Source organism: Demequina subtropica, assembly GCF_000971235.1.
GTDB lineage: Bacteria > Actinomycetota > Actinomycetes > Actinomycetales > Demequinaceae > Demequina > Demequina subtropica.
The window spans coordinates 22,416-41,142 of the sequence record NZ_BBMB01000001.1 but is presented as its reverse complement, the minus strand read 5'-3'; the positions used below and the strand labels follow the sequence as shown (position 1 = coordinate 41,142).

The window sequence follows — 18,727 nt, the reverse complement described above, 5'->3', positions numbered from 1 at the left end:
GTCAGAGCTCCCTCACGTTCATGAGCGGCTCGAGGCGGGCGAAGTCGAGCACCGGCCCGTCGACGCACACGAACAGCTCGCGCAGCTGACAGTGCCCGCACAGGCCCACGCCGCACTTCATGGACCGCTCCATGCTGAGGCGGATCTTGTGCTTGGGGACGCCCCGACCATTGAGTGCGGTGGCGGCGGAGCGCATCATGACCTCGGGCCCGCACACGAAGGCGAACGCGTTGCGGGGGTTGAAGCCGGCGCGCGCGACCAGCTCCGTGACGAACCCGACCTTGCCCTTGTAGCCATAGGGCGCGTTGTCGACGGTCATCTGGACGTTGACGTCGTTGAGGTCGCCCCAACGGTGCATCTCGTGGCCGTAGAGGATGTCGTCGGGGGTCCTCGATCCGTAGAGCAGGAGCACCTTGCCGTAGTCGTCGCGGTGGTGCAGGACGTCGAGGATCGCGGGGCGCAGGGGCGAGAGGCCGATGCCGCCGGTGACGAAGACGACGTCGTGACCTCGCGCATCGTCCACGTCCCATGACGTGCCGAAGGGGCCGCGGACGCCGACCTCCGTGCCGGGGGCGGCCTCGACGAGGGCGCGCGTGACGGCGCCGACGTTCCTGATGGTGTGCTCGAGCGGGGCGGGGTCGCTCGGGTCACCGGAGATGGAGATGGGGACCTCGCCGACGCCGAAGGCGTGGAGCATGGTGAACTGACCGGCTTTGAAGGCGATCGGGGGCTTGCCGTCTGCGGGATCGAGCAGGAGCGTGAAGGTGTCGCGCGTGTCCTGGCGGACGTGCGTGATGACGTAGCGGCGCGGGACCATCGGGTCGGGGTCGAGCACGGCGGTCGCTGCCTGCTCGGAGGCCGCAGTCGAGCCTGGCGCGACTCTCGCGTCGAGACCGAGTGGCTCGGGAATGCGGATGTCGTCCATGACACGCCTCCGCATTCGACGCTAGGCGCGTCCTGAGGCGATTCCAGGGACCTTGGTCCGGGTGGGGTCTTGGGGCTTCGCCGGGCGCGAGGCTGCGCGCGCGGGATCGGCATGTTCGTGTCGCGGTCCTCGCGCATTTCCTGCACGAGGTTGCGTTCTGTTGCGGGCGGTGTGCTCGCGGCTACGTCACTCTCCCGGCGGATCCACCAGCAACGGGCGAGTCAGGGGTGGAAGCAGTCGCGGATCGCGCACGGCGATGCGCGACATGTATGTCAGCACGTCGGCATGCCTGCCGGCACGGATGGTTGCGAGGACACGCGGGTCCTCGACGGCAAGCAGCTGAAGGCGGCTGAGCGTGTCCGGGTCGCTCACGCCACGCCGCTGCCAGGCCGGGTCCTCGGCGGCCCAGTAGCCTGTATCGACTTCCGGCGCGCTCACGCTCGACGCGGGTGCGAGGTCGATGTCTCGGTCGATCTGCGTGATGCGGCCGACAGCATCGAGCCTCTCCGCGACCTCCCAGCCATCCGGCCAGTCGTGTCGCAGCAGTGCCTGCACAAGGTGCGGAGGAGACGCACCGGCCCAGACCTGCAGGAAGCCGTCGCCCGGGCGATTCACGGCGAAGCCCGCGTCACTCAACTCCTGCGCGATGGGCCTGACCGTCGCCTCGGTGTCCCGCGGGTGGGTCAGTCCGAGTAGCACCCCGGGCAGGAGTGCCACGATCTCCGCCACGTGGAGCTTGGAATCCGCGCCCAGCTGGCATCTGACGAGATCACCCACGACCAGGGGCGTCATCGTGAGGAAGTTCTCGACGCGGAACGTGTCGCCGCCCTCGTCCGCGTCCACCGCCGTCGCCCATGGCCACTCTCCCGCTATCCCCACGTCCTTGACGTAAGCAAGGTGGATCTCGACGTGGTCTCCGCTACGCATGTGCACCTCCTCGACCTCTCGCACCGTACTCACGGCAACCGGCCTCCGGCCGGTTGTCCACAGGGCCGCGTGCGGTGAGGCGATTCTGCAGCCCGACGGCGTGGACGATGCTCGGGCACCGCCCGTGGACCCTTTCGCCTGCGCATCTGCCGGGTACATCGCGCTGAGGCCGGCGCAGGCCGCGGCAGGCCCGGATCACACCGGCTGGTACCAGTACCAGCGGTGCACCCGGCCCTCGGGCGCGAGCGGGCCCCCCACTCTCCGAGGTCGACGCCGAGTTCCGCGCCCACGGTGCGGAGCGCATCGCCCCACTGCTCATGGAGGTTTTCCCGTCGGATGATCTCCTCCGCCTCGCGGTAGGCGTCCTCGGCCTCATCCAGCTGCGCGCAGGCTGCGTGGATGCGGGCGCTCAGCAGGAGCAGCTCGGCGAGGACTGCGCGCGCCTCGGGGACACTCGGCGCCCCTGCTTCCACCGCGTGCGCCACCTGCTCTCGCTGGACCACCACCGCTTGGGCCGAGGCATCGAGAGCGCGAGGCAGGTCGGACCATCCGGTGGCGCCGCTGAACGCCGCGCACTGCGCCTGGTTCGCAAGGACCATGACGAGGTGGTGCAGCCGCTCCGGGGTCGCACCATCGGCGTCGATGAGGCGGGTCAGGTCGAACGCGGCCTCGTCGAGGTAGTCCATCGCGCGTGGCAGCGGGTCGAAGTCGAGCGCCATGCTGTTGAGGGCTCGGACGAATGTCAGCGCGTGCGCGGTCGGGTCGGCGGCGCACAGGGCGCGAAGCCTGTCGGGGGAGGCGAAACCCGGTCCGTCGGCGACGATCATGGGTGGACGGTACGCGCGAGGTGTGACAGCCGGACCTCGCCGACAGCGCGCCAGCAGCCCTCTCAGGCCCTTGGGCCCTAGTCGGCGCGCCCGGACTCCATACGCCATATTGCGTGATCGAGCTCGTGGATCTCGACGCCGAGCGTCTCGGAAGCTTCGGCAAAGACCTTCTCGATCTGAGCCTTGGGGATGTTCCCGCCAAGAGCGCGCGTGACGTACCGCGAGATCATGCGGTCGATCTTCACGCCCGGCACACCCGCGAGCATGAGGAGGTACCGCCACGAGGCCTGGCCGAGGCCGCGCTCGGCTCGCCAAGCGCGCTCGACGACCGCGAGGCGGATGGGGTCTGCGGCCGCTTCGCGGAGATCGATGGACGTCACGATGCCGGCGTCCGCAAGACGCACGGCGGCACCGTAGAGCGCCTCGGCCTTGAGACGCTTGGCACCTGGCGCGTGCTGCCGGTTGTCGAAAATGCCAGTAGCCGCAGCGCTCGCACCTCCCGCAGCGTCGATCGCCGCGACGAGGTCTCCGAGACCGTCGCGCTCGGGATCAGCACCGGCCGCCACGCGGGCGGCGCGGTAACGCTCGACCACCCTGCGCGTGCTCGAGTAGTGCGCAGTCAGCGAGAAGACCGAGTCGAGGGCGCACAGTGCGAGTGAGTCGGGATACCCGTAACTGGTCAGCGAGCGGACACCGTCCTTGAAGTCATGGTGGACCTGCGCGAGGAAGGTTGCGACAGCATCGTGAGCGTCCATGCGGGCGAAGATACCAGGCACGCTGCTGGCATCTGGCGGGCGCGCCGAGCATCGTCTGGCACTCGTCAGGACGATGCGGCGGTCGCCATGCGGCCGAGCGCCGCGGCCTCCTCGGTGATGTCGATGCCGACCGGGCACCAGGCGATGCAGCGTCCGCAGCCGACGCAGCCGAGCATCCCGAACTGGTCCTGCCAGCTGGAGAGCTTGTGGGTGATCCATTGGCGGTAGCGGGCCTTGACGTCGCCGCGGAGCGGGCCGCCGTGGATGTAGCTGAAGCTCTCGGAGAAGCAGGAGTCCCAGACGCGGTGGCGCTCGGCGTTGTCGCCGGCGAGGTCGCTGGTGTCCTGGATGGTGGTGCAGAAGCAGGTCGGGCACACGAGGGTGCAGTTGGTGCAGGCGAGGCAGCGGCTGGCGACGTCGTCCCATCGTGGGCTTTCTGCGGAGGCTCGGAGGACGTCGTGGATGGTGTCGGTGTTGATGGCTCTCGTTTGGCGGGCTGCCGCTTGGTCGGTGACGGCTATGGCTTCTTGCTGTTCTGCCCGGCCTGCCTTGGTGGTGTCGATGGAGGCAGCTACCTCTCTGCCCGCCTCGGTGCCTACTTCAAGGACGAAGTGGTGGGTGGGGGTCAGGACTTCGGTGAGGAGGAGGTCGTAGGAGGGCTCGAGCGTCTGAGGGTCGGTCGCGGCGGGGCGTGGGCCGGTGCCCATCGAGGCGCAGAAGCAGGTGGCAGCGGGCTCGCCGCAGGCGACGGTGACCGTGAAGGTGCCATCGCGGCGGGCGACGTAGTGGGCGTCGTGGAAGGGGCGGTCGGCGAGGACGGCGTCGTGGATTTGGACGGCACGGAGGTCGCAGCTGCGGACTCCTAGGAGGGCGATCGGCTGATCCTTGGGCGCGTCCCTTTCGACGGTGAAGTGCCCTTCCTCGCGGCGGCCGCGCCAGACGACCTCCTCGGCCGGGAAGAACACCGGCTTGGTGGACTGGGCGGGGTCGGCGAAGCCGAAAAAGGCGTCGTCGTCGCGCTGCCTCAGGCGGTAGGCGCCCGCCTCCTGCGTGTCGCCGACGCCCTGTGGCAGGTCGACGGCCGCGTGGATGTCGCCGGTGACGATTGCATCGCCCCGGACGGTCGGCCCGACGACGCGGTAGCCGCGCTCGTGTAGTGCCGCGATGAGTGCGTCGAGACCTTTCGGCTCGAGGATTCGGATGTCGTCCATGACACGCCTCCTCTTGCGACGGTAGGCGTGTATCGCGACACTCCTAGGGACCTTGGTCCTCAGGAGGGACGATGCAGCTGGCAGGCGAGCGCGACTCGAAAAGGTGCGACCGTCGGCCACGCGGCGGCGAAGTGCCTGGATGACCCGTCCATGCCGCCTAGATTGTCTTCATGGACCACGCGGACCGAGCGGGCTCGTCACGCCCGAGCACGCAGATCGAGCACATCGATTTCACGCGGCGCTCTATCGATGCGTGGTCAGATCCGCACGGGCGCCACCGCAACTGGCCCGTCGTCTACACCCTGAACAACGACCGCGACGTGTACGTCGGTGAGTCGCTGAACGCGGTGTCGCGCATGCGCCAGCACCTCGAATCGACGGAGAAGCAGGGCCTCAGGTCGTTGCGTATCGTCTTGGACGACACCTTCAACAAGTCGGTCTGTCTTGATCTCGAATCGTTCCTCATTCGCATGTTCTCGGGCGACGGGAGATTCCAGGTCCTCAATCGCAACGACGGGGTCACCAACGCCGAGTACTTCGACCGAGTCGCCTATCAGGACGCGTTCGCCGAAGTCTTCGAGCAGTTGCGCAAGTCCGGGCTCTTCGAGAAGCGCATCCCTGAGATCGTCAACAGCGACCTGTTCAAGCTTTCTCCGTTCAAAGCGCTGAACAAGGACCAGGAGGTGGTCGTCGAGGACATCATCCAGGGCTTGCTCGCCGATCGAGCTTCGGGCCTCGACAGCACGGCGGTCGTCGAGGGCGGCCCCGGTACCGGCAAGACCATCGTGGCGATCTACCTGATTAAGCTCCTCGTCGACATCCAGAACGGCAACGACCACGACAACCCCGACGCGGAGTCCGTGTTCTCGGAGTTCTTCGAACTCGACCGCCGAGCACTTCTCCGTGGGGCGCGCATCGGGCTGGTGGTGCCCCAGCAGTCGCTCCGCGCCTCCATCAAGAAGGTCTTCGCCCGTACACCGGGGCTCCACAAATCGATGGTGCTGACTCCGTACGACGTCGCGAACTCAGAGCACGACTACGACCTGCTTGTCATCGACGAGACCCACCGCCTGACGCAGTACGGCGCCCAGGCAATGGGAACGCTGACGAAGGCGTACCGCGAAGCGAGCCAGCATCTTGCCCAGCGCGACGAGGACTGGCGTCACCTCACACAGATCGACTGGATCGTGCGTCGTAGCCGTCACCAAGTGTTCCTGTTGGACGAGGGCCAGGGCGTGCGCCCCATCGACGTGCCCGAGGCGGCACTCCACGGCCTGCGAGCCGCCGCGCGGGATCGCACCTACCCCTTGATGACGCAGATGCGGGTCAGGGCTGGCGACGACTACATCGGGTATGTGCGAGCCGTGTTGAGCGACTACGCTCCCGAAACGCCGCAGCAGTTCCACGGCTACGACCTCCGGTTCTTCGAGGACCTTGGCAGCATGCGCGACGAGATCGTTGCGAAGAACCGCGAGCATGGCCTCGCAAGGCTTGCTGCGGGTTACGCCTGGCCATGGAACTCGAAGGGCGGCAAGCCGGGCGACGGCGTCTTCGATATGGAGATCGACGGGATCCGACTCTGCTGGAATCGCGAGGCGACCGATTGGATCAACAGCCGTACCTCGGTGGAAGAGGTTGGCTCCATTCATACGGTGCAGGGATACGACCTCAATTACGTCGGCGTCATCATCGGGCGCGACATCTACTTCGATGACCACTCCCAGCGGATCCGGTTCGATCGCGCCAACTACTTCGACAAGAAGGGCCGAGCAAACAACAACTTGCTGGGCCTGGCCTATTCAGACGACGACATCCTGCGCATGGTGAAGAACATCTACTCCGTCCTCCTCACACGCGGCATGCTTGGCACCTACGTCTACGTCTGTGACGCGGGACTCCGCGAGCACCTGCGGCGCTACTTCTCAGCTGGCGCAGCCGCGCGAACGCGTAGGGTCTGACTCATGGCGAACGACGATTCCATGCGCGCCTTGACCGCGGAGCTGAGGGAGTTCGCCCGCGAGCGAGATTGGGAGCAGTTTCACGATCCGAAGTCACTTGTGCTGGCCCTCATGGGTGAAGTCGGCGAGCTCGCGGAGCTTCTGCAGTGGGTCCCGGCGCCCGACGCCGCAGCGCATTTCAGAGATCCAGTCCGACACCAGCGCATCGGCGAGGAATTGAGCGATGTGCTCACCTACCTGCTCCGCCTGAGCGACGTACTTGGAGTAGACCTGGCAACCGCCGCGAACTCGAAACTCGCCAACTCGCGCGAAAGATTCCGTCCGGAGGACTTCAGAGGAACAGCCCCGTTGAAGGACTGATGCCCACCACGGTGCAGCCGGTTGCGCTATTCGTTGCCTCGGTGCGCCCAACGATTCGGGAACTCCACCACCCCATGCCTTGGCGCCCACCACATTGGCGACGTGTAAGACCGCACATGGTCTTCATGAATGACCCGGGAAGTCTCCTGCCCCCCCCCCCCGATACGGGGCTCGCATGAAGTCGCGGGTTCGCCACAGCGTCGGCAGACCTGCCGGACCTCTGCATCTCACGAGGTTGAGAAGCCAACGCAGGGCGCGTACGAGGGACGTGTCCGCCCGACCTTCCTACTCAAGGGCAATCACGGGGCCTTGTCGGTCGCCAGCATGCATAGCACTGCACCCCGACTGCCCACGCGCTAGCGCCAAAGCCCTCGACGCGCGAACCCTCCTTTCATGCCGAGGGTGTCTCCGTCCCGGTCTCCGGCGGCTTCGGACATCTGCAGCGGGAGGACCTGGGGGCGGGGCCGGGCACGCTGCACGCCTGGTGTGCGCCAGCACTGAAATCCTCGGGAACTGACGCGGACAAGTCGCGACCGTCGTGTTCGCGCGCTGCCATGCCATTGTCGCGTGTGGTCGCACCCCGCAGGAGTACGGTGCTGGGGACGGCCGGGCCTGCGCTTGCTTGCGAGTCAAGGCACCGCACGAGTGTGAGGTTCAGCGCATTGCGGCGCTTTCGGCATGCAATGTCGGATCCATTGGGTACGGTCGTTGGCGACTGAGAGGGGATGCCCATGGAATTCGAAGACCGCCTCGCCGCGCTCGCCAAGAAGGTCGAGGATCAGCGCGACGCCATCCAGACCGAGGAGGCGACCAAGAACGCGTTCGTGATGCCGTTCATCGCGACGATTCTCGGCTACGACGTGTTCAACCCGCTCGAGGTGGTGCCCGAGTTCACCGCTGATGTCGGGGTCAAGCGTGGCGAGAAGGTGGACTACGCGATCCTCCGCGACGGCGAGGTCCAACTGCTGATCGAGTGCAAGCCCTCAACCGGTCCGCTCAAGATCGAGCACGCGTCCCAGCTCTTCCGCTACTTCTCCGTGACGAACGCACGTATCGCCGTGCTCACCAACGGCCAGGTTTACAACTTCTACACGGACCTCGACAGCCCGAACAAGATGGACGACCGCCCGTTCCTCGTCCTCGATCTGCTCGACATCGACCCGACGCTCGTGCCGGAGCTTCAGAAACTGTCCAAGGAGATCTTCGACCTGGACTCGGTGATCAGTGCGGCTGAGGAGCTCAAGTACGTGGGCGCACTCAAGCGCGCCATCGCGCAGGACTTCAAGGAGCCCACCGAGCCGTTCGTGCGCCACTTCGCGTCGCAGGTCTACGAGGGCCGTTTCACGCAGGAAGTGCGCACTCAGTTCACCACGTTGGTGGCCAAGGCTTTGAAGCAGTTCACGAACGAGCAGGTCAACGACCGACTCAAGGCCGCGCTCGGCGCGGGCAACGCCGATGGCCTCACGCCCGCGATCGCACCTGCGGGCGACTCGGGCACCGTCGCGAGCCAGTCCGTCGCCGAGGCAGACCTCGACCGTGACACCGAGATCGAGACGACACTCGAGGAGCTCGAGGGTTACCAGATCGTCAAGGCTATTGCGTGCAGCGAGGTCAAGCCCCAGCGGATCGCGCAGCGCGACGCCAAGTCGTACTTCGCGATCCTCCTCGACGACAACAACCGCAAGACGATCGCCCGGCTCTGGTTCAACAGCAAGAAGCAGAAGTACATCGGCTTGTTCGACGAGGACAAGAACGAGACCCGCATCGCCATCGACAGCCTCGATGAGATCTACGCCCACGCCGACACGATCCGAGCGACCGTCAAGCGGTACGTGGAGTCGTAGCCCGCTAGGTTACGTCCGACACATGGTCGGTGCCGGGTGTAACGCCCCACGACACGGACACTCCGTCGACTTCGACCCGGTCTGCGCTCGTACCGCGCGCAGACCGGGCCAATAGGCGCGCACGCCCGGGGGGCGAGTAGGCGTCGCTACCCCTGCGGGTGCACCCGCACGAGCTCCTCGGCACGCTCCACGAAGGCCTCCACGATGCGCTCGTCGGAGTCGCCCCATTCGACGCCCAGCGGGGCGTCGGGGAAGTCCGGGTACAGGTCTCCTGCCTTGCCGCGGGTGGCATATCCCTTGTGTCCGACGCGCATCCCCTGGTGGTGATCCCACCGGAGGATCAGCTCGATGCAGTTGCCGTCGGAGAGCTGGAACCCGCGCCAACTACCGACGTCGGCCCTCCACCGGCGCGGCCAGCTCCACTGGTCGGCCAATCCGAGCCGATCCGCCAACACCGTCGCGATCCCCGCCGCGAGGCGGTCTCCGCGGACGGCGACGAGCTTTCGCGCATCGTTCTCGGTCGCCAGGAGCAAGCGCGGGTCCCGCGCGCTGATACCGAGCGCCTCGCGGAAGCCGAGGTCGGCAGGAGACGCGGGATCGCCGCCTTCATCGGCGTGCTCTCCGGCGAAGGCACGCACCATGGGAAACCTTTCAAGCATCTCCTTGAGCAGACGGCGGGTGCGGCCCTCCACCACCTCGCGGAACAAGGCCATCGCGGAATCGATGCTCGTCGGGTCGTCCGTCAGCAGGGCATCGACCCGCACGAACCGGTCGATCTCCTCCCGCGTGATCGACCATCGCGCCTCCGGCCACACGCGGAACGGATTCGACTCGTCGGCGATCTGCGCGGCCAGCCACGTGAACTTGGTGCTCCCGACCGCGTCCTTGATGGAGCGGTTGGCTGATGCCGAGAGCGCCCAGAAGTTCCCGGCCGAGTTCACCAGGTACCGGTCGGGATGATGGCGCCGGCGGTTCCACTCGCCAGGTGCCCACATCCTGCTCGCCTGCGCCTGCGGGAAGATATGGTCCCAGTCGAAGGCGTCCTCGGGTTCCATCTCGAGCGGGATCCGTTGCGCGAGCGCGGTGAGGATCCGACCGTTCTTGTCCGCGATGGGCTGGCCGCCGCGCAGGTCCAGGCGCGGAACCGCGCGCCCGCGCGCGCCTCGGAGCCGCGTCTCCGACCTGACCACCGAGAGCACGCGCGCCGCGGGGAAGGGCTCGCCTCTGCCTCCCGCAGCGAGCGCCTCGAGGAACGCGATGCGCCGGAACCTGTCGCCGAGCGCATTCCGGTATCCGAACACCGTGACGGCCAGCAGGTACGAATCGAGCGCCTCCCGGCTGGCCTCGAGCAGATCGTCGCGCGCGGCTCCCCCCGCCGCGGCCCAGGCATAGACCTCATCCCACGAGTCGCGGCTGACCTCCCTCAGGACGAACCCGAGATCGCTCGCTCGCGGGTACCAGTCCGTGAACCGGCGAAGCCTGTCCACTACCACCCCGTCGGGCGCGGTGATGTCTTCCATCGCCTCCCGAAGGGAGGCGCCTCGATCGCCCGCGAGGCGTTCGACGGCGAGCGTGGTGATGTCACCGTGCCCGAGTCCGCGGCTCGCCAGGCGCGCGGCTAGGCGTAGCGCACCGAGTCGCGTGGCGGTGAAAGGTGCGACGCCAAGGAGGGCATCGACGCGGCGCTCCGCATCGTGCCAGAACGTCTTGACCCCGGCGAAGAACACATCCGCCCCTGCGACATTGACACCGCCCAGGTTGATACGCGTGAACACCTCGAGGATGTCGAGCGGCCCGTCCACGACCGCCGCGAGGATCGGGACGCTCGGATGCACCCACATGTCGACGAGAGCCCGCAGGTGCCCCGTCGCAATCTCGGCCTCGTCGTCGGAGAGGACGTGGGCAAATGCCGGATCGATCTCCCGCAGCAGCGCGGAAACACTGCTCGCATCGACCACGGCCTCCCCAAGGTTGTCCCGCGCGTCCGCCCAGTCGCACCATCCCGAGAGGTCAATCGTCCTCTCCCGATGCGGCACCTCGTCGGCACCAGCCTGGGCGTGAAGCAGGTGTGGGAGCGTGCGCTCCTTGGACGCGCGCGCCTGAGCCGGCTGCGGCTCAGGTCTGCGCACCGTCACGTCCAAGTAGAAGCGGCCATAGTCGCCATGTCGCGTGAGCATGGAGAACACCGCGTTGATGCGCTGTTGGCCGTCGAGGAGCTGCCACTCGGAGTCGGCCGCCTCGCGCTCGACGCGATTGTCGCCGACCACCTCGAGCACCCGCGACCGATCTCGCGATCGGCAGAGCAGGATCGCCCCGATCGGGTAGCCGGCAAGCAGCGAGTCGAGGAGTTGACGCATCCGGACGTGGTCCCAGACCTCGGCGCGCTGGACGAGCGCGAGGTTCCAGCGGTCGGCGGTGTCGAGCCGCCGATGAACGAGCTCCCCCACCGTCGCGACACCACCCGGACCGGCGAGAACTGCCATACCCCTCACAGTAGCCTTGCGTGCCTCGAGCACAGGCGTGCATGCCGTGTCGAAATAACGGCCTGCGACGCGTCGTTGACCAGACTCGGCACCCCGAGCGCGCCTCCCCCAACATGGAAGGAGGGCCGCGCGTCCAGAGAGGAAGCACCCATGAAGGCACTCATCCACCACACCTTCGGCAACCCGGCCGAGGTCCTCACCGCCGAAGACGTCGCCACCCCCGAGCCCGGCCCCGGCGAGGCCCGCGTCCGCCTGACCCTCTCCCCCATCCACAACCACGACCTCTGGACCGTCGCCGGCACCTACGGCTTCAAGCCCGAGCTCCCCGCGCGCGCCGGCACCGAGGCCGTCGGCATCGTCGAGGCCGTCGGCGAGGGTGTCGAGCACCTTCAGCCCGGCACGCGCGTCGCGACCGGCGGCACGTTCGGCGTGTGGGCCGAGCAGTTCGTCACCAAGGCCGCCGCCCTCATCCCCGTGCCCGACGGCATCCCCGACGAGGTCGCCGCCCAGCTGGTCGCCATGCCCTTCTCCGCCATCAGCCTGCTCGACTCGCTCGACCTCGCCGAGGGCGACTGGATGATCCAGAACGCCGCCAACGGCGCGGTCGGACGCCTCGTGGCCCAGCTGGCACGAGCAAGAGGCATCAACGTGGTCGGCCTCGTCCGCCGCACCGACGGCATCGGCGAGCTCGAAGCCCAGGGCATCGGGCGCATCGTCGCCACCGACACCGACGGCTGGCAGGAGCGCGTCCTCGAGATCACCGGCGGCGCTCCGCTCAAGGTCGGCGTCGAGTCCGTCGGTGGCCAGGCCGCGGGCGACGTGATGTCGCAGCTCGCCGAGAACGGCACGCTCGTGGTCTTCGGCGCGATGGCCTCCCCCACCCTCGAGATCGGCTCGGGCGACGTCATCTTCAAGCAGGCCACCATCCGCGGTTTCTGGGGCTCGAAGGTCAGCGCCTCCATGCCCGCCGAGGACCGCGGCCGCCTCATGCGCGAGCTCTTCGCGCGCCTTTCCGACGGCACCATCACCCTGCCCGTCGAGGCGACCTTCGCCTTCGAGGACATCGCGGACGCCGTCAAGGCCCACTTCACGCCCGGTCGCGCCGGCAAGGTCCTGCTCAAGCCCTAGGCGAAGGACAGCGAGAGCACGCCCTGTCGGCGCCGCATGGCAGGATCCTCCGCGGGCACGAGCCGAAGCGCCGGGCCCGCAAGCCGACCGAGAGGACGCCATGACGGCCGATGCACCCGCCGCGCTCCGCGCACGCCTCGACGAGGGCACCCCCGCCCAGCCGGGAATGGACTACATCCCGGTGCGCTGGGCGGAGTGGATCGACGATCTCGGCGTGGTCACGCTCCCGATGGACGGACCCCGCGCCAGCATCGACCGCGCCCAGATGTGCGCCTTCGTCCACGAGCACGTCGACGCCCGCCCTGTCGATGCGTTCGTGACCGTCCTGCAATGGGGCTACGGCACCGGCGGACGCGGTCCGAGCCGCGCGCGCAAGATGCTGACCGGCGGGCTTCACGATGCGGCGCGCGCCCGCGCGTACGACCCCACGGTCGCCGACAAGCTCGCCGAGTCCGTCGCGGTGGCGCGGACGGGCGATCCGCGCGAGGCCTACCTCCAGCTCGCGCGCGGGTCGGGCAAGATCTCCGGCTTCGGCCCCGCGTTCTTCACCAAGTGGCTGTACGCCGTCTCCGCACAGGGCGACCCACGCGCCGCGACAGCGCTCCCGATCCTCGACGAGCTGCTGCAGACCTGGATCGCGCGCGAGTCCGGTACCGAGCTGCGGTACGGCGACGCAGACGACTACGCCCGCTACGTCGACATCCTCGATGCCTGGGCGGCGGAGGCCGGCGCGGCACGGATCGACGTCGAGCTCGCGATCTTCACGCTCGAGCGCGAGCGCCGCCGCGCGGCGAGCAGGGCCCGCAGGCTGGCGTCGTGCGCGCAGGACTGAAGCCGCCCGGGCATCGCGCGATCCGGTCGCCCGTCACAGCGTCGGCCCCACCACCTCCGCCATGCGCCGCACGGCAGGCTCCGCATGCGAGAAGAACCGCAGGTAACCCGCGCACAGATGGTTGAGCCCCGCCTCCCCATCGACGGAGACCCCGAACCGGTCCTTCGGGCACCCGCCGTGGCACGCCCACTGCACCGGGCACTCGACGCACTGGCGCGGCAGCGACGTCCGCTTCGCCGCCCCGAACGCCCGCTGCGCGGGCGACGCGACCAACGCCTGCAGCGAGTCGGCAGCGACGTTCCCCAGCAGGTACCCCGGCTCCACGTAGTGGTCGCACGAGTACACGTCGCCGTTGTGCTCCACCGCCAGCGCCGACCCGCACTCGGGCGCATGCACGCATAGCGAGTACTGCCCGAGCGCGTTGCCGAGCATCACGTCGAAGTGCTGCACAAAGACGGTCCCCACATCCCGCGCGAGCCACTCGTCGAACACCGCGACCAGGAACTCGCCCCACGCCGCGGGATCGACGCTGCGCGAGGTCACCGAGGACCCCTCCTGGCGGTAGAGGATCCGCTCCCCCGCATCGTCCTTCCACCCGGCCTCGGCCACGTCCAGCAACGAGGCGGACACCCGCTCCACGATCGGGATGAACTGCAGGTGCCGTGCCCCGAGCTCGTCCCGGAAGTATCGGTACACCTCGAGTCCGTGCGCCTGATTAGCAGCATGAACGGTGCACAGGATGTTGAACTCGACGCCCCACCGCTTGAGGACCGTGAGCCCCCGCAGCACCTGCGCGTGCGTCGCGCGCCCTGCCTTGTTGACCCGGTACGCGTCATGCAGGTCCGCAGGCCCATCGACGCTGAGCCCCACCAGGAACCGGTGCCGCGAGAGGAAGGCGCCCCACGCATCGTCCAGCAGCGTCCCGTTGGTCTGCAGCGTGTGCCGGACGCGCTGCCCGGGCCGCCGCAGCTGCTCCGCCAACGCCACGGCACGCTCGAAGAACTCCAGCCCGCGCATCGTCGGCTCGCCGCCCTGCCACGCGACCTCGACGTCCCCGTCGGGCTGATTGGTCAACATGTTGAGCAAGTACGCCTCGAGTCCCGACTCCGACATCAGCTGGTCGTCGTCGTAGAGCCGCTCCTTCGACAGGAAGAAGCAGTACGTGCAGTCGAGGTTGCACGATGCGCCGGTCGGCTTGGCGAGCACCGAGAACGGCAGGCGCCGGCGGGCGCCCGGATCGACCGCGGGCGCCGTCACCACCACGGGCGAGCGATCAGCCCCAGCCACGCGGGTTCTCCGCCATCTCGGCGTCCCGGCGCTCGAGCTCGGCCGCGAGCGCAGCCGCCACCTCGGGGTACCGAGAGAGCACGTCGTACGCCTCGGCGGGGTCGCTCTCGAGGTCGAACAGCCACGGCCCCTGGTCGGTCACCGACACGTCCGCGGTCCCCGACGACACATCGACATAGGGCTGCGCCGGGTAGTACTTGTAGCGCCCGTCGCTGACCGCGAGCAGCTGCTCGCCCGCGTAGAAGTAGTAGAACTCCCCCGCCTGCTCCGCGGTCCCGGCGAGCAGGCCCGCCATCGAGGTCCCGTCGAGCACCCGGTCGGGCGGCGCGTCGACACCGATCCACTCCAGCAGCGTCGGGAGGATGTCGGTGCCCATCGCCATGGCATCGAGCGTCCGCCCGCCCTCCAGACCGGCAGGCCAGTGCACCAGGAACGGCACGAGCATCCCGCCCTCGTAGACCTCGCCCTTGCGCCCCCGCGCACCCCCGGTCGAGCCCTGGTACCAGGGTCCGTTGTCGCTCGTGATGATGAGGATCGTGTTGTCGAGCTGCCCGGTCGCCTCGAGCTCGTCGACGATGCGGCCGATGCCGTCGTCGAGCCCCTCGACCACGTCGCCGTAGGTGCCGGCGTCGGAGCGGCCCACGTTCGCGGCGGCGGCGTTGAGCGGCTCATGCGGGAAGTTGTGGGCGAAGTACAGGAAGAACGGCTCGTCCGTGGCGGCCGCCTCGTCGATGAAGGCGACGGCCTCGTCGGTGTACAGGCCGTCGAGACCCGCCTGGTCGACCTCCTCCTCGACCACGTCGCGGTCGCGGTAGAGCTGGAACGGGCTCATGTCGTTCGAGTACAGCGAGCCGAGGAAGCTCTCGAAGCCTAAGTCGTTCGGCAGCGAGCCCTCGGTGTCCCCCAGGTGCCACTTGCCGATCATCGCGGTGTCGTAGCCGGCCGCCTGGAGGATCTCGGGCATCGTGACCTCGTCCTGACCCAGGCCAGCAGAAGTGTTGAGGTCCGCGTACGGGCTCTCGCTGGGGAACAGCACGTCGGGCACGCCCGCGCGCGGCGCCAGGCGACCGGTGAGCAGCGCGGCTCGCGACGGCGTGCAGACGGCGGATGGCGCGTGGAAGCTCGTGAGGACCACGCCGTCCTCCGCGAGCGCGTCCATTCGCGGCGTCGCGATGGGGGTGTCGCCCATGAAGCCGAGGTCCCCGTAGCCGAGGTCGTCGTAGTACACCAGCAGCACGTTCGGGGCGTCCCCGGTGGACGATGCGGCGGTCACCCCGGCGAGATAGGCGTCCTTCGCATCCTGGTGCTCGGAGCGGCCGACCGGCGTCGCGGATGTGTCCGGGGCGGCGTCCTCGCCGGATGCGTTGAGGTAGACGACGCCGCCGACCACCACCGCCGCCGGCAGCCCCCACAGCAGGCCGGCGCGGAGACCGCGATCGCGCGGTCCATCGGGATGCGTCGACATCGTCGCCCACCTCCCGCTTCCGTAGCGCGCCGTTCCGGCACAGTGTGTCCGGCCTGCCGCTGCGAGTCAAAGCGCCGCCGCGATGTCACCACGATGTCCCCAGCCGCGAGCCCCGCACCGCACTCCACATTCGGAGGCCCGGGGAAGCCCCGGCGCGATCCCCTACGACCATCATCGGCGCATGGGCATCCGATACTTCGCATACTCCTTCCCCGCCGAGCTGAGCGAGGTAGCCATGGCAGATCCCCGCACCTTCATCGGCGCAGGCCCCTGCACCACCGCCCGGAGCACCGAGCCGACGGCGCCGTGCACCTGCGGCAGCGCGGTGCGGAACCTTCGGGAGGAGCAGCGGCTCGACCTCGACAAGGCGTGGAGCGACCTCCAGCGGCTGACCCGACCGGACCCGTGGCCCGAGCCGCCCCGACCCGCCTTCCGGATGTTCGAGGGGTACGTCACCATGACCGACCGCGGCTGGATCTCCTGGGTACGCGCGCTCGGCCCCGAGGAGACCGCCGATGTCGCAGCCGATCTCGCGGACTTCCAGCGCCAGGCGCAGGGAGTGGTGACCGACGCCTACGTGCTCGAGTACCTTCGCGCCGCCGTGACGTTCACCTCGTACGCCGCCTCCGCCGGCCGCGGCATCGTCTACCTCATCGGGTGAGCGGGATGCCCCGACGCTCCACGCCCCGGCCGGTTGCTATCGTGAGTGATAGCAGCACGGGAGGTGTGCGGATGGCGTCCATCATCGTTCGAGGGCTCGACGAGTCCGTCAAGGCGCGGCTCGCCGCGCAGGCGCAGGCGCACGGGCGCTCGATGGAGGCCGAGGTGAGGGACATCCTCACGCGCGCGGCGCAGCGGCCGCACATCGGGCTGGCACTCATGGAAGCGGCGCACGGCACCGATCTCGCGGTCGATCTTCCCGTTCCCGAGCGTACGGACGTGGCGCGAGCAGCGGACCTCACGTGATCGTCCTCGACACCAACGTCATCTCGGAGGTGTTCCGCAGCCAGCCCGACGAGGCCGTGCTCTCCTGGCTGCGCGCGCTCGAAGGCGAGGTCGCCATCACCGCCGTGACGATGGCCGAGCTGCTGGCGGGCATCGCGCGGCTTCCGGCCGGTCGACGAAGGACCGCGCTCGACGCCCGGGTCGAGGCCGCGCTCGAGCCCTATCGCGGCAGCCGGTCCGTGCTCGCCTTCGACGATGCGGCTGCTCGCTGCTACGCGCAGATCCTCGTCGCGCGCGAGCAGGCTGGCATCCCCATCAGCACGGCCGACGCTCAGATCGCGGCGATATGCCGAGCCCACGACGCGGTCTGCGCCACCAGGAACGTCAAGGAGTTCGTGCACACCGGCATCGGCCTGCTCAATCCGTGGGAGCCACCAGCGTAGGTTCCCCGCTCCCGAGCACCGCGTCGTCCTCCTCGCCGCGCACGCGCGGGATCGCGGAGGTGAAGTGGCTCGCGCGCTCCTCCGCCTCCGCGGAACCGGTGAACAGCCCCGCGTCCCCCGCGTGCTCGACCTTGGTGGTCCGCCGCTTGGGCGCGCTCGGCGCGGCCGCCTGCTCGGAGACGAGCACGCGCTGCGCGGGAGCCGCGTCCGGCATCACGGACTGGATCCACAGCACCATCGCCTCGCGCACGAAGCACCGGAGGTCGTAGAGCGTGGGCGCGTCCTTGGCCGTCACGAGGATGCGGACGCGGACGTAGCCGGCGGTCGCCTCGGTCACCTGGAGGACGTTCGCGCGGCCGTCGTACAGCGGCGTCTCGGTGAGGACCTGCTCGAGGTGCTCGCGCATCTTCTGAGGGGACACGCGCCAGTCGAGGTCGAACTCGACGGACCCGAGCAGCTCCGAGCCCTGCCGCGTCCAGTTCTCGTACGGCGTGGTGGTGAAGTACGTGCACGGCAGCACCAGCCGGCGGTCGTCCCACAGGTCGAGCACCACATAGCTGAGCGTGATCTCGCCCACGCGACCCCACTCGCCCTGGGCGACGATCACATCGTCCACGCGCAGCGCGTCGGAGAAGACCAGCTGGATGCCGGCGAACATGTTGCCCAGCACCGACTGCGCCGCGAGGCCGGCGACGATGGACGCGATGCCCGCCGAGGCGAGCACCGAGGCCCCGATCGCGCGCACCGAGTCGAAGGTGAACAGCGCCGCGCCGATCGAGATCACCACGATGAGCGCGATCGCGAGGCGCTTCACGATGAGCGTCTGGGTCCGCAACCTCCGCGCCAGCCGGTTGTCCGGCATGTCGATCGAGTTGTACGACAACGCAAGGTCGGAGAGGAACCTCACGAAGGCGATGAGCAGCCAGGCCAGCAGCGCGATCGCGCCGATGGTGAAGAAGCGCGTGATGATCGGCATCCAGTCGGTGCCGCGCAACGACGCGTGCACCCCGACCCACAGGCCGAGCACCAGCACGAGCGCCCAGAACGGGTTGCGCGTCTTGGTCTGCAGGTCGCGTGCCCACGGGTAGCGCCGCGCGACGAGCCTCATGATCACCTCGACCGCGAGGGCGACCAGCAGCGCGCTTCCCACGCTGATCGCCACCGCGACACCGAACCCGAACCAGTCCTCGAGCATCTCTCCTCCTGGGGTGGACGTTGCCCCTCCGAACGTACGGGAGCCGTGTTTCATTCGGATGACCCGGGTTGCGGCCGATGCGCGGGTATCGGCTTCGGGGCGAAGGGTAGACATGATTCGCAGCCGTTTCTACGGTCGAGAC

Annotated in this window: 17 protein-coding genes; 8 read left to right on the top strand and 9 right to left on the bottom strand. The window is 68.6% G+C overall.

The window, feature by feature from the left end; translation table 11 throughout:
* Position 1: 1 nt before the first annotated feature.
* From AOM06_RS00205 to AOM06_RS00185, 5 genes are all read right to left on the bottom strand, one after another.
* Positions 2-925: an FAD/NAD(P)-binding protein gene (locus AOM06_RS00205; protein ID WP_082105153.1), complete on the bottom strand. Its 924-nt coding sequence runs from the start codon at positions 923-925 to the stop codon at positions 2-4.
* Positions 926-1,111: 186 nt separating this feature from the next.
* Positions 1,112-1,876 (bottom strand): hypothetical protein, encoded by a 765-nt coding sequence (locus tag AOM06_RS00200; RefSeq protein ID WP_156163512.1) that lies wholly within the window; start codon positions 1,874-1,876, stop codon positions 1,112-1,114.
* A gap of 5 nt (positions 1,877-1,881) precedes the next feature.
* Positions 1,882-2,679 (bottom strand): hypothetical protein, encoded by a 798-nt coding sequence (locus tag AOM06_RS00195; protein ID WP_062301077.1) that lies wholly within the window; start codon positions 2,677-2,679, stop codon positions 1,882-1,884.
* A 77-nt stretch (positions 2,680-2,756) separates the two neighbouring features.
* On the bottom strand, positions 2,757-3,434 hold the full coding sequence (locus AOM06_RS00190; RefSeq protein WP_156163511.1) for a DUF8548 family protein: 678 nt from the start codon (positions 3,432-3,434) through the stop codon (positions 2,757-2,759).
* Positions 3,435-3,499: 65 nt separating this feature from the next.
* Positions 3,500-4,645, bottom strand: coding sequence for a 4Fe-4S dicluster domain-containing protein (locus tag AOM06_RS00185; protein ID WP_062301073.1), 1,146 nt, complete (start codon positions 4,643-4,645; stop codon positions 3,500-3,502).
* 170 nt (positions 4,646-4,815) lie between these two features.
* Between AOM06_RS00185 and AOM06_RS00180 the strand changes: the two genes are divergently transcribed.
* The 3 genes from AOM06_RS00180 (at position 4,816) to AOM06_RS00170 (ending at position 8,807) form a co-directional block, all read left to right on the top strand.
* A complete protein-coding gene (locus tag AOM06_RS00180) occupies positions 4,816-6,603 on the top strand; it encodes a DUF2075 domain-containing protein (RefSeq protein ID WP_082105151.1) in 1,788 nt (595 codons plus the stop codon).
* Between the two features lie 3 nt (positions 6,604-6,606).
* Positions 6,607-6,963 (top strand): nucleotide pyrophosphohydrolase, encoded by a 357-nt coding sequence (locus tag AOM06_RS00175; protein ID WP_062301072.1) that lies wholly within the window; start codon positions 6,607-6,609, stop codon positions 6,961-6,963.
* Between the two features lie 731 nt (positions 6,964-7,694).
* On the top strand, positions 7,695-8,807 hold the full coding sequence (locus AOM06_RS00170) for a type I restriction endonuclease (protein ID WP_062301070.1): 1,113 nt from the start codon (positions 7,695-7,697) through the stop codon (positions 8,805-8,807).
* Positions 8,808-8,953: 146 nt separating this feature from the next.
* Here AOM06_RS00170 and AOM06_RS00165 read toward each other — a convergent pair whose 3' ends face one another.
* A complete protein-coding gene (locus tag AOM06_RS00165) occupies positions 8,954-11,290 on the bottom strand; it encodes a DUF262 domain-containing protein (RefSeq protein ID WP_062301067.1) in 2,337 nt (778 codons plus the stop codon).
* Between the two features lie 150 nt (positions 11,291-11,440).
* On the opposite strand from AOM06_RS00165, the gene AOM06_RS00160 reads away from it, so the two are divergent.
* A complete protein-coding gene (locus AOM06_RS00160; RefSeq protein ID WP_062301065.1) occupies positions 11,441-12,418 on the top strand; it encodes a zinc-binding dehydrogenase in 978 nt (325 codons plus the stop codon).
* Between the two features lie 100 nt (positions 12,419-12,518).
* Complete coding sequence (locus tag AOM06_RS00155) at positions 12,519-13,250, top strand: 8-oxoguanine DNA glycosylase OGG fold protein (RefSeq protein WP_062301063.1); 732 nt, start codon at positions 12,519-12,521, stop codon at positions 13,248-13,250.
* Between the two features lie 33 nt (positions 13,251-13,283).
* Here the strand turns inward: AOM06_RS00155 and AOM06_RS00150 are convergent, their stop codons facing one another.
* Together AOM06_RS00150 and AOM06_RS00145 are read right to left on the bottom strand one after the other, a co-directional pair.
* The gene (locus tag AOM06_RS00150) at positions 13,284-14,537 is read right to left on the bottom strand and encodes an anaerobic sulfatase maturase (protein ID WP_228372795.1); all 1,254 of its coding nucleotides are present in this window, start codon (positions 14,535-14,537) and stop codon (positions 13,284-13,286) included.
* A complete protein-coding gene (locus AOM06_RS00145) occupies positions 14,524-16,002 on the bottom strand; it encodes a sulfatase family protein (protein WP_062301061.1) in 1,479 nt (492 codons plus the stop codon). Before AOM06_RS00145 ends, AOM06_RS00150 begins: the two co-directional genes overlap by 14 nt.
* A gap of 181 nt (positions 16,003-16,183) precedes the next feature.
* Here AOM06_RS00145 and AOM06_RS00140 point away from each other — a divergent pair, with 181 nt between their 5' ends.
* The 3 genes from AOM06_RS00140 (at position 16,184) to AOM06_RS00130 (ending at position 17,390) form a co-directional block, all read left to right on the top strand.
* Positions 16,184-16,663 carry a hypothetical protein gene (locus AOM06_RS00140; RefSeq protein ID WP_062301059.1) on the top strand — a complete coding sequence of 160 codons (480 nt, stop codon included), beginning with the start codon at positions 16,184-16,186 and terminating at the stop codon, positions 16,661-16,663.
* A gap of 71 nt (positions 16,664-16,734) precedes the next feature.
* Entirely contained in the window at positions 16,735-16,968 is a 234-nt protein-coding gene (locus AOM06_RS00135; protein ID WP_062301057.1) for a FitA-like ribbon-helix-helix domain-containing protein, read from the top strand.
* Positions 16,965-17,390, top strand: coding sequence for a type II toxin-antitoxin system VapC family toxin (locus AOM06_RS00130; RefSeq protein ID WP_062301056.1), 426 nt, complete (start codon positions 16,965-16,967; stop codon positions 17,388-17,390). Before AOM06_RS00135 ends, AOM06_RS00130 begins: the two co-directional genes overlap by 4 nt.
* Here the strand turns inward: AOM06_RS00130 and AOM06_RS00125 are convergent.
* Positions 17,365-18,585 (bottom strand): mechanosensitive ion channel family protein, encoded by a 1,221-nt coding sequence (locus AOM06_RS00125; protein WP_062301055.1) that lies wholly within the window; start codon positions 18,583-18,585, stop codon positions 17,365-17,367. The two genes, AOM06_RS00130 and AOM06_RS00125, sit on opposite strands and share 26 nt — an antisense overlap.
* Positions 18,586-18,727: the final 142 nt, after the last annotated feature.

Coding starts and splice junctions, on each gene's coding strand:
- AOM06_RS00155 (WP_062301063.1), top strand. CDS start 12,519: ATGACGGCCGATGCACCCGCCGCGCTCCGCGCACGCCTCGACGAGGGC.
- AOM06_RS00190 (WP_156163511.1), bottom strand. CDS start 3,434: ATGGACGCTCACGATGCTGTCGCAACCTTCCTCGCGCAGGTCCACCAT.
- AOM06_RS00195 (WP_062301077.1), bottom strand. CDS start 2,679: ATGATCGTCGCCGACGGACCGGGTTTCGCCTCCCCCGACAGGCTTCGC.
- AOM06_RS00180 (WP_082105151.1), top strand. CDS start 4,816: ATGGACCACGCGGACCGAGCGGGCTCGTCACGCCCGAGCACGCAGATC.
- AOM06_RS00175 (WP_062301072.1), top strand. CDS start 6,607: ATGGCGAACGACGATTCCATGCGCGCCTTGACCGCGGAGCTGAGGGAG.
- AOM06_RS00140 (WP_062301059.1), top strand. CDS start 16,184: ATGGGCATCCGATACTTCGCATACTCCTTCCCCGCCGAGCTGAGCGAG.
- AOM06_RS00145 (WP_062301061.1), bottom strand. CDS start 16,002: ATGTCGACGCATCCCGATGGACCGCGCGATCGCGGTCTCCGCGCCGGC.
- AOM06_RS00165 (WP_062301067.1), bottom strand. CDS start 11,290: ATGGCAGTTCTCGCCGGTCCGGGTGGTGTCGCGACGGTGGGGGAGCTC.
- AOM06_RS00160 (WP_062301065.1), top strand. CDS start 11,441: ATGAAGGCACTCATCCACCACACCTTCGGCAACCCGGCCGAGGTCCTC.
- AOM06_RS00135 (WP_062301057.1), top strand. CDS start 16,735: ATGGCGTCCATCATCGTTCGAGGGCTCGACGAGTCCGTCAAGGCGCGG.
- AOM06_RS00185 (WP_062301073.1), bottom strand. CDS start 4,645: ATGGACGACATCCGAATCCTCGAGCCGAAAGGTCTCGACGCACTCATC.
- AOM06_RS00205 (WP_082105153.1), bottom strand. CDS start 925: ATGGACGACATCCGCATTCCCGAGCCACTCGGTCTCGACGCGAGAGTC.
- AOM06_RS00125 (WP_062301055.1), bottom strand. CDS start 18,585: ATGCTCGAGGACTGGTTCGGGTTCGGTGTCGCGGTGGCGATCAGCGTG.
- AOM06_RS00170 (WP_062301070.1), top strand. CDS start 7,695: ATGGAATTCGAAGACCGCCTCGCCGCGCTCGCCAAGAAGGTCGAGGAT.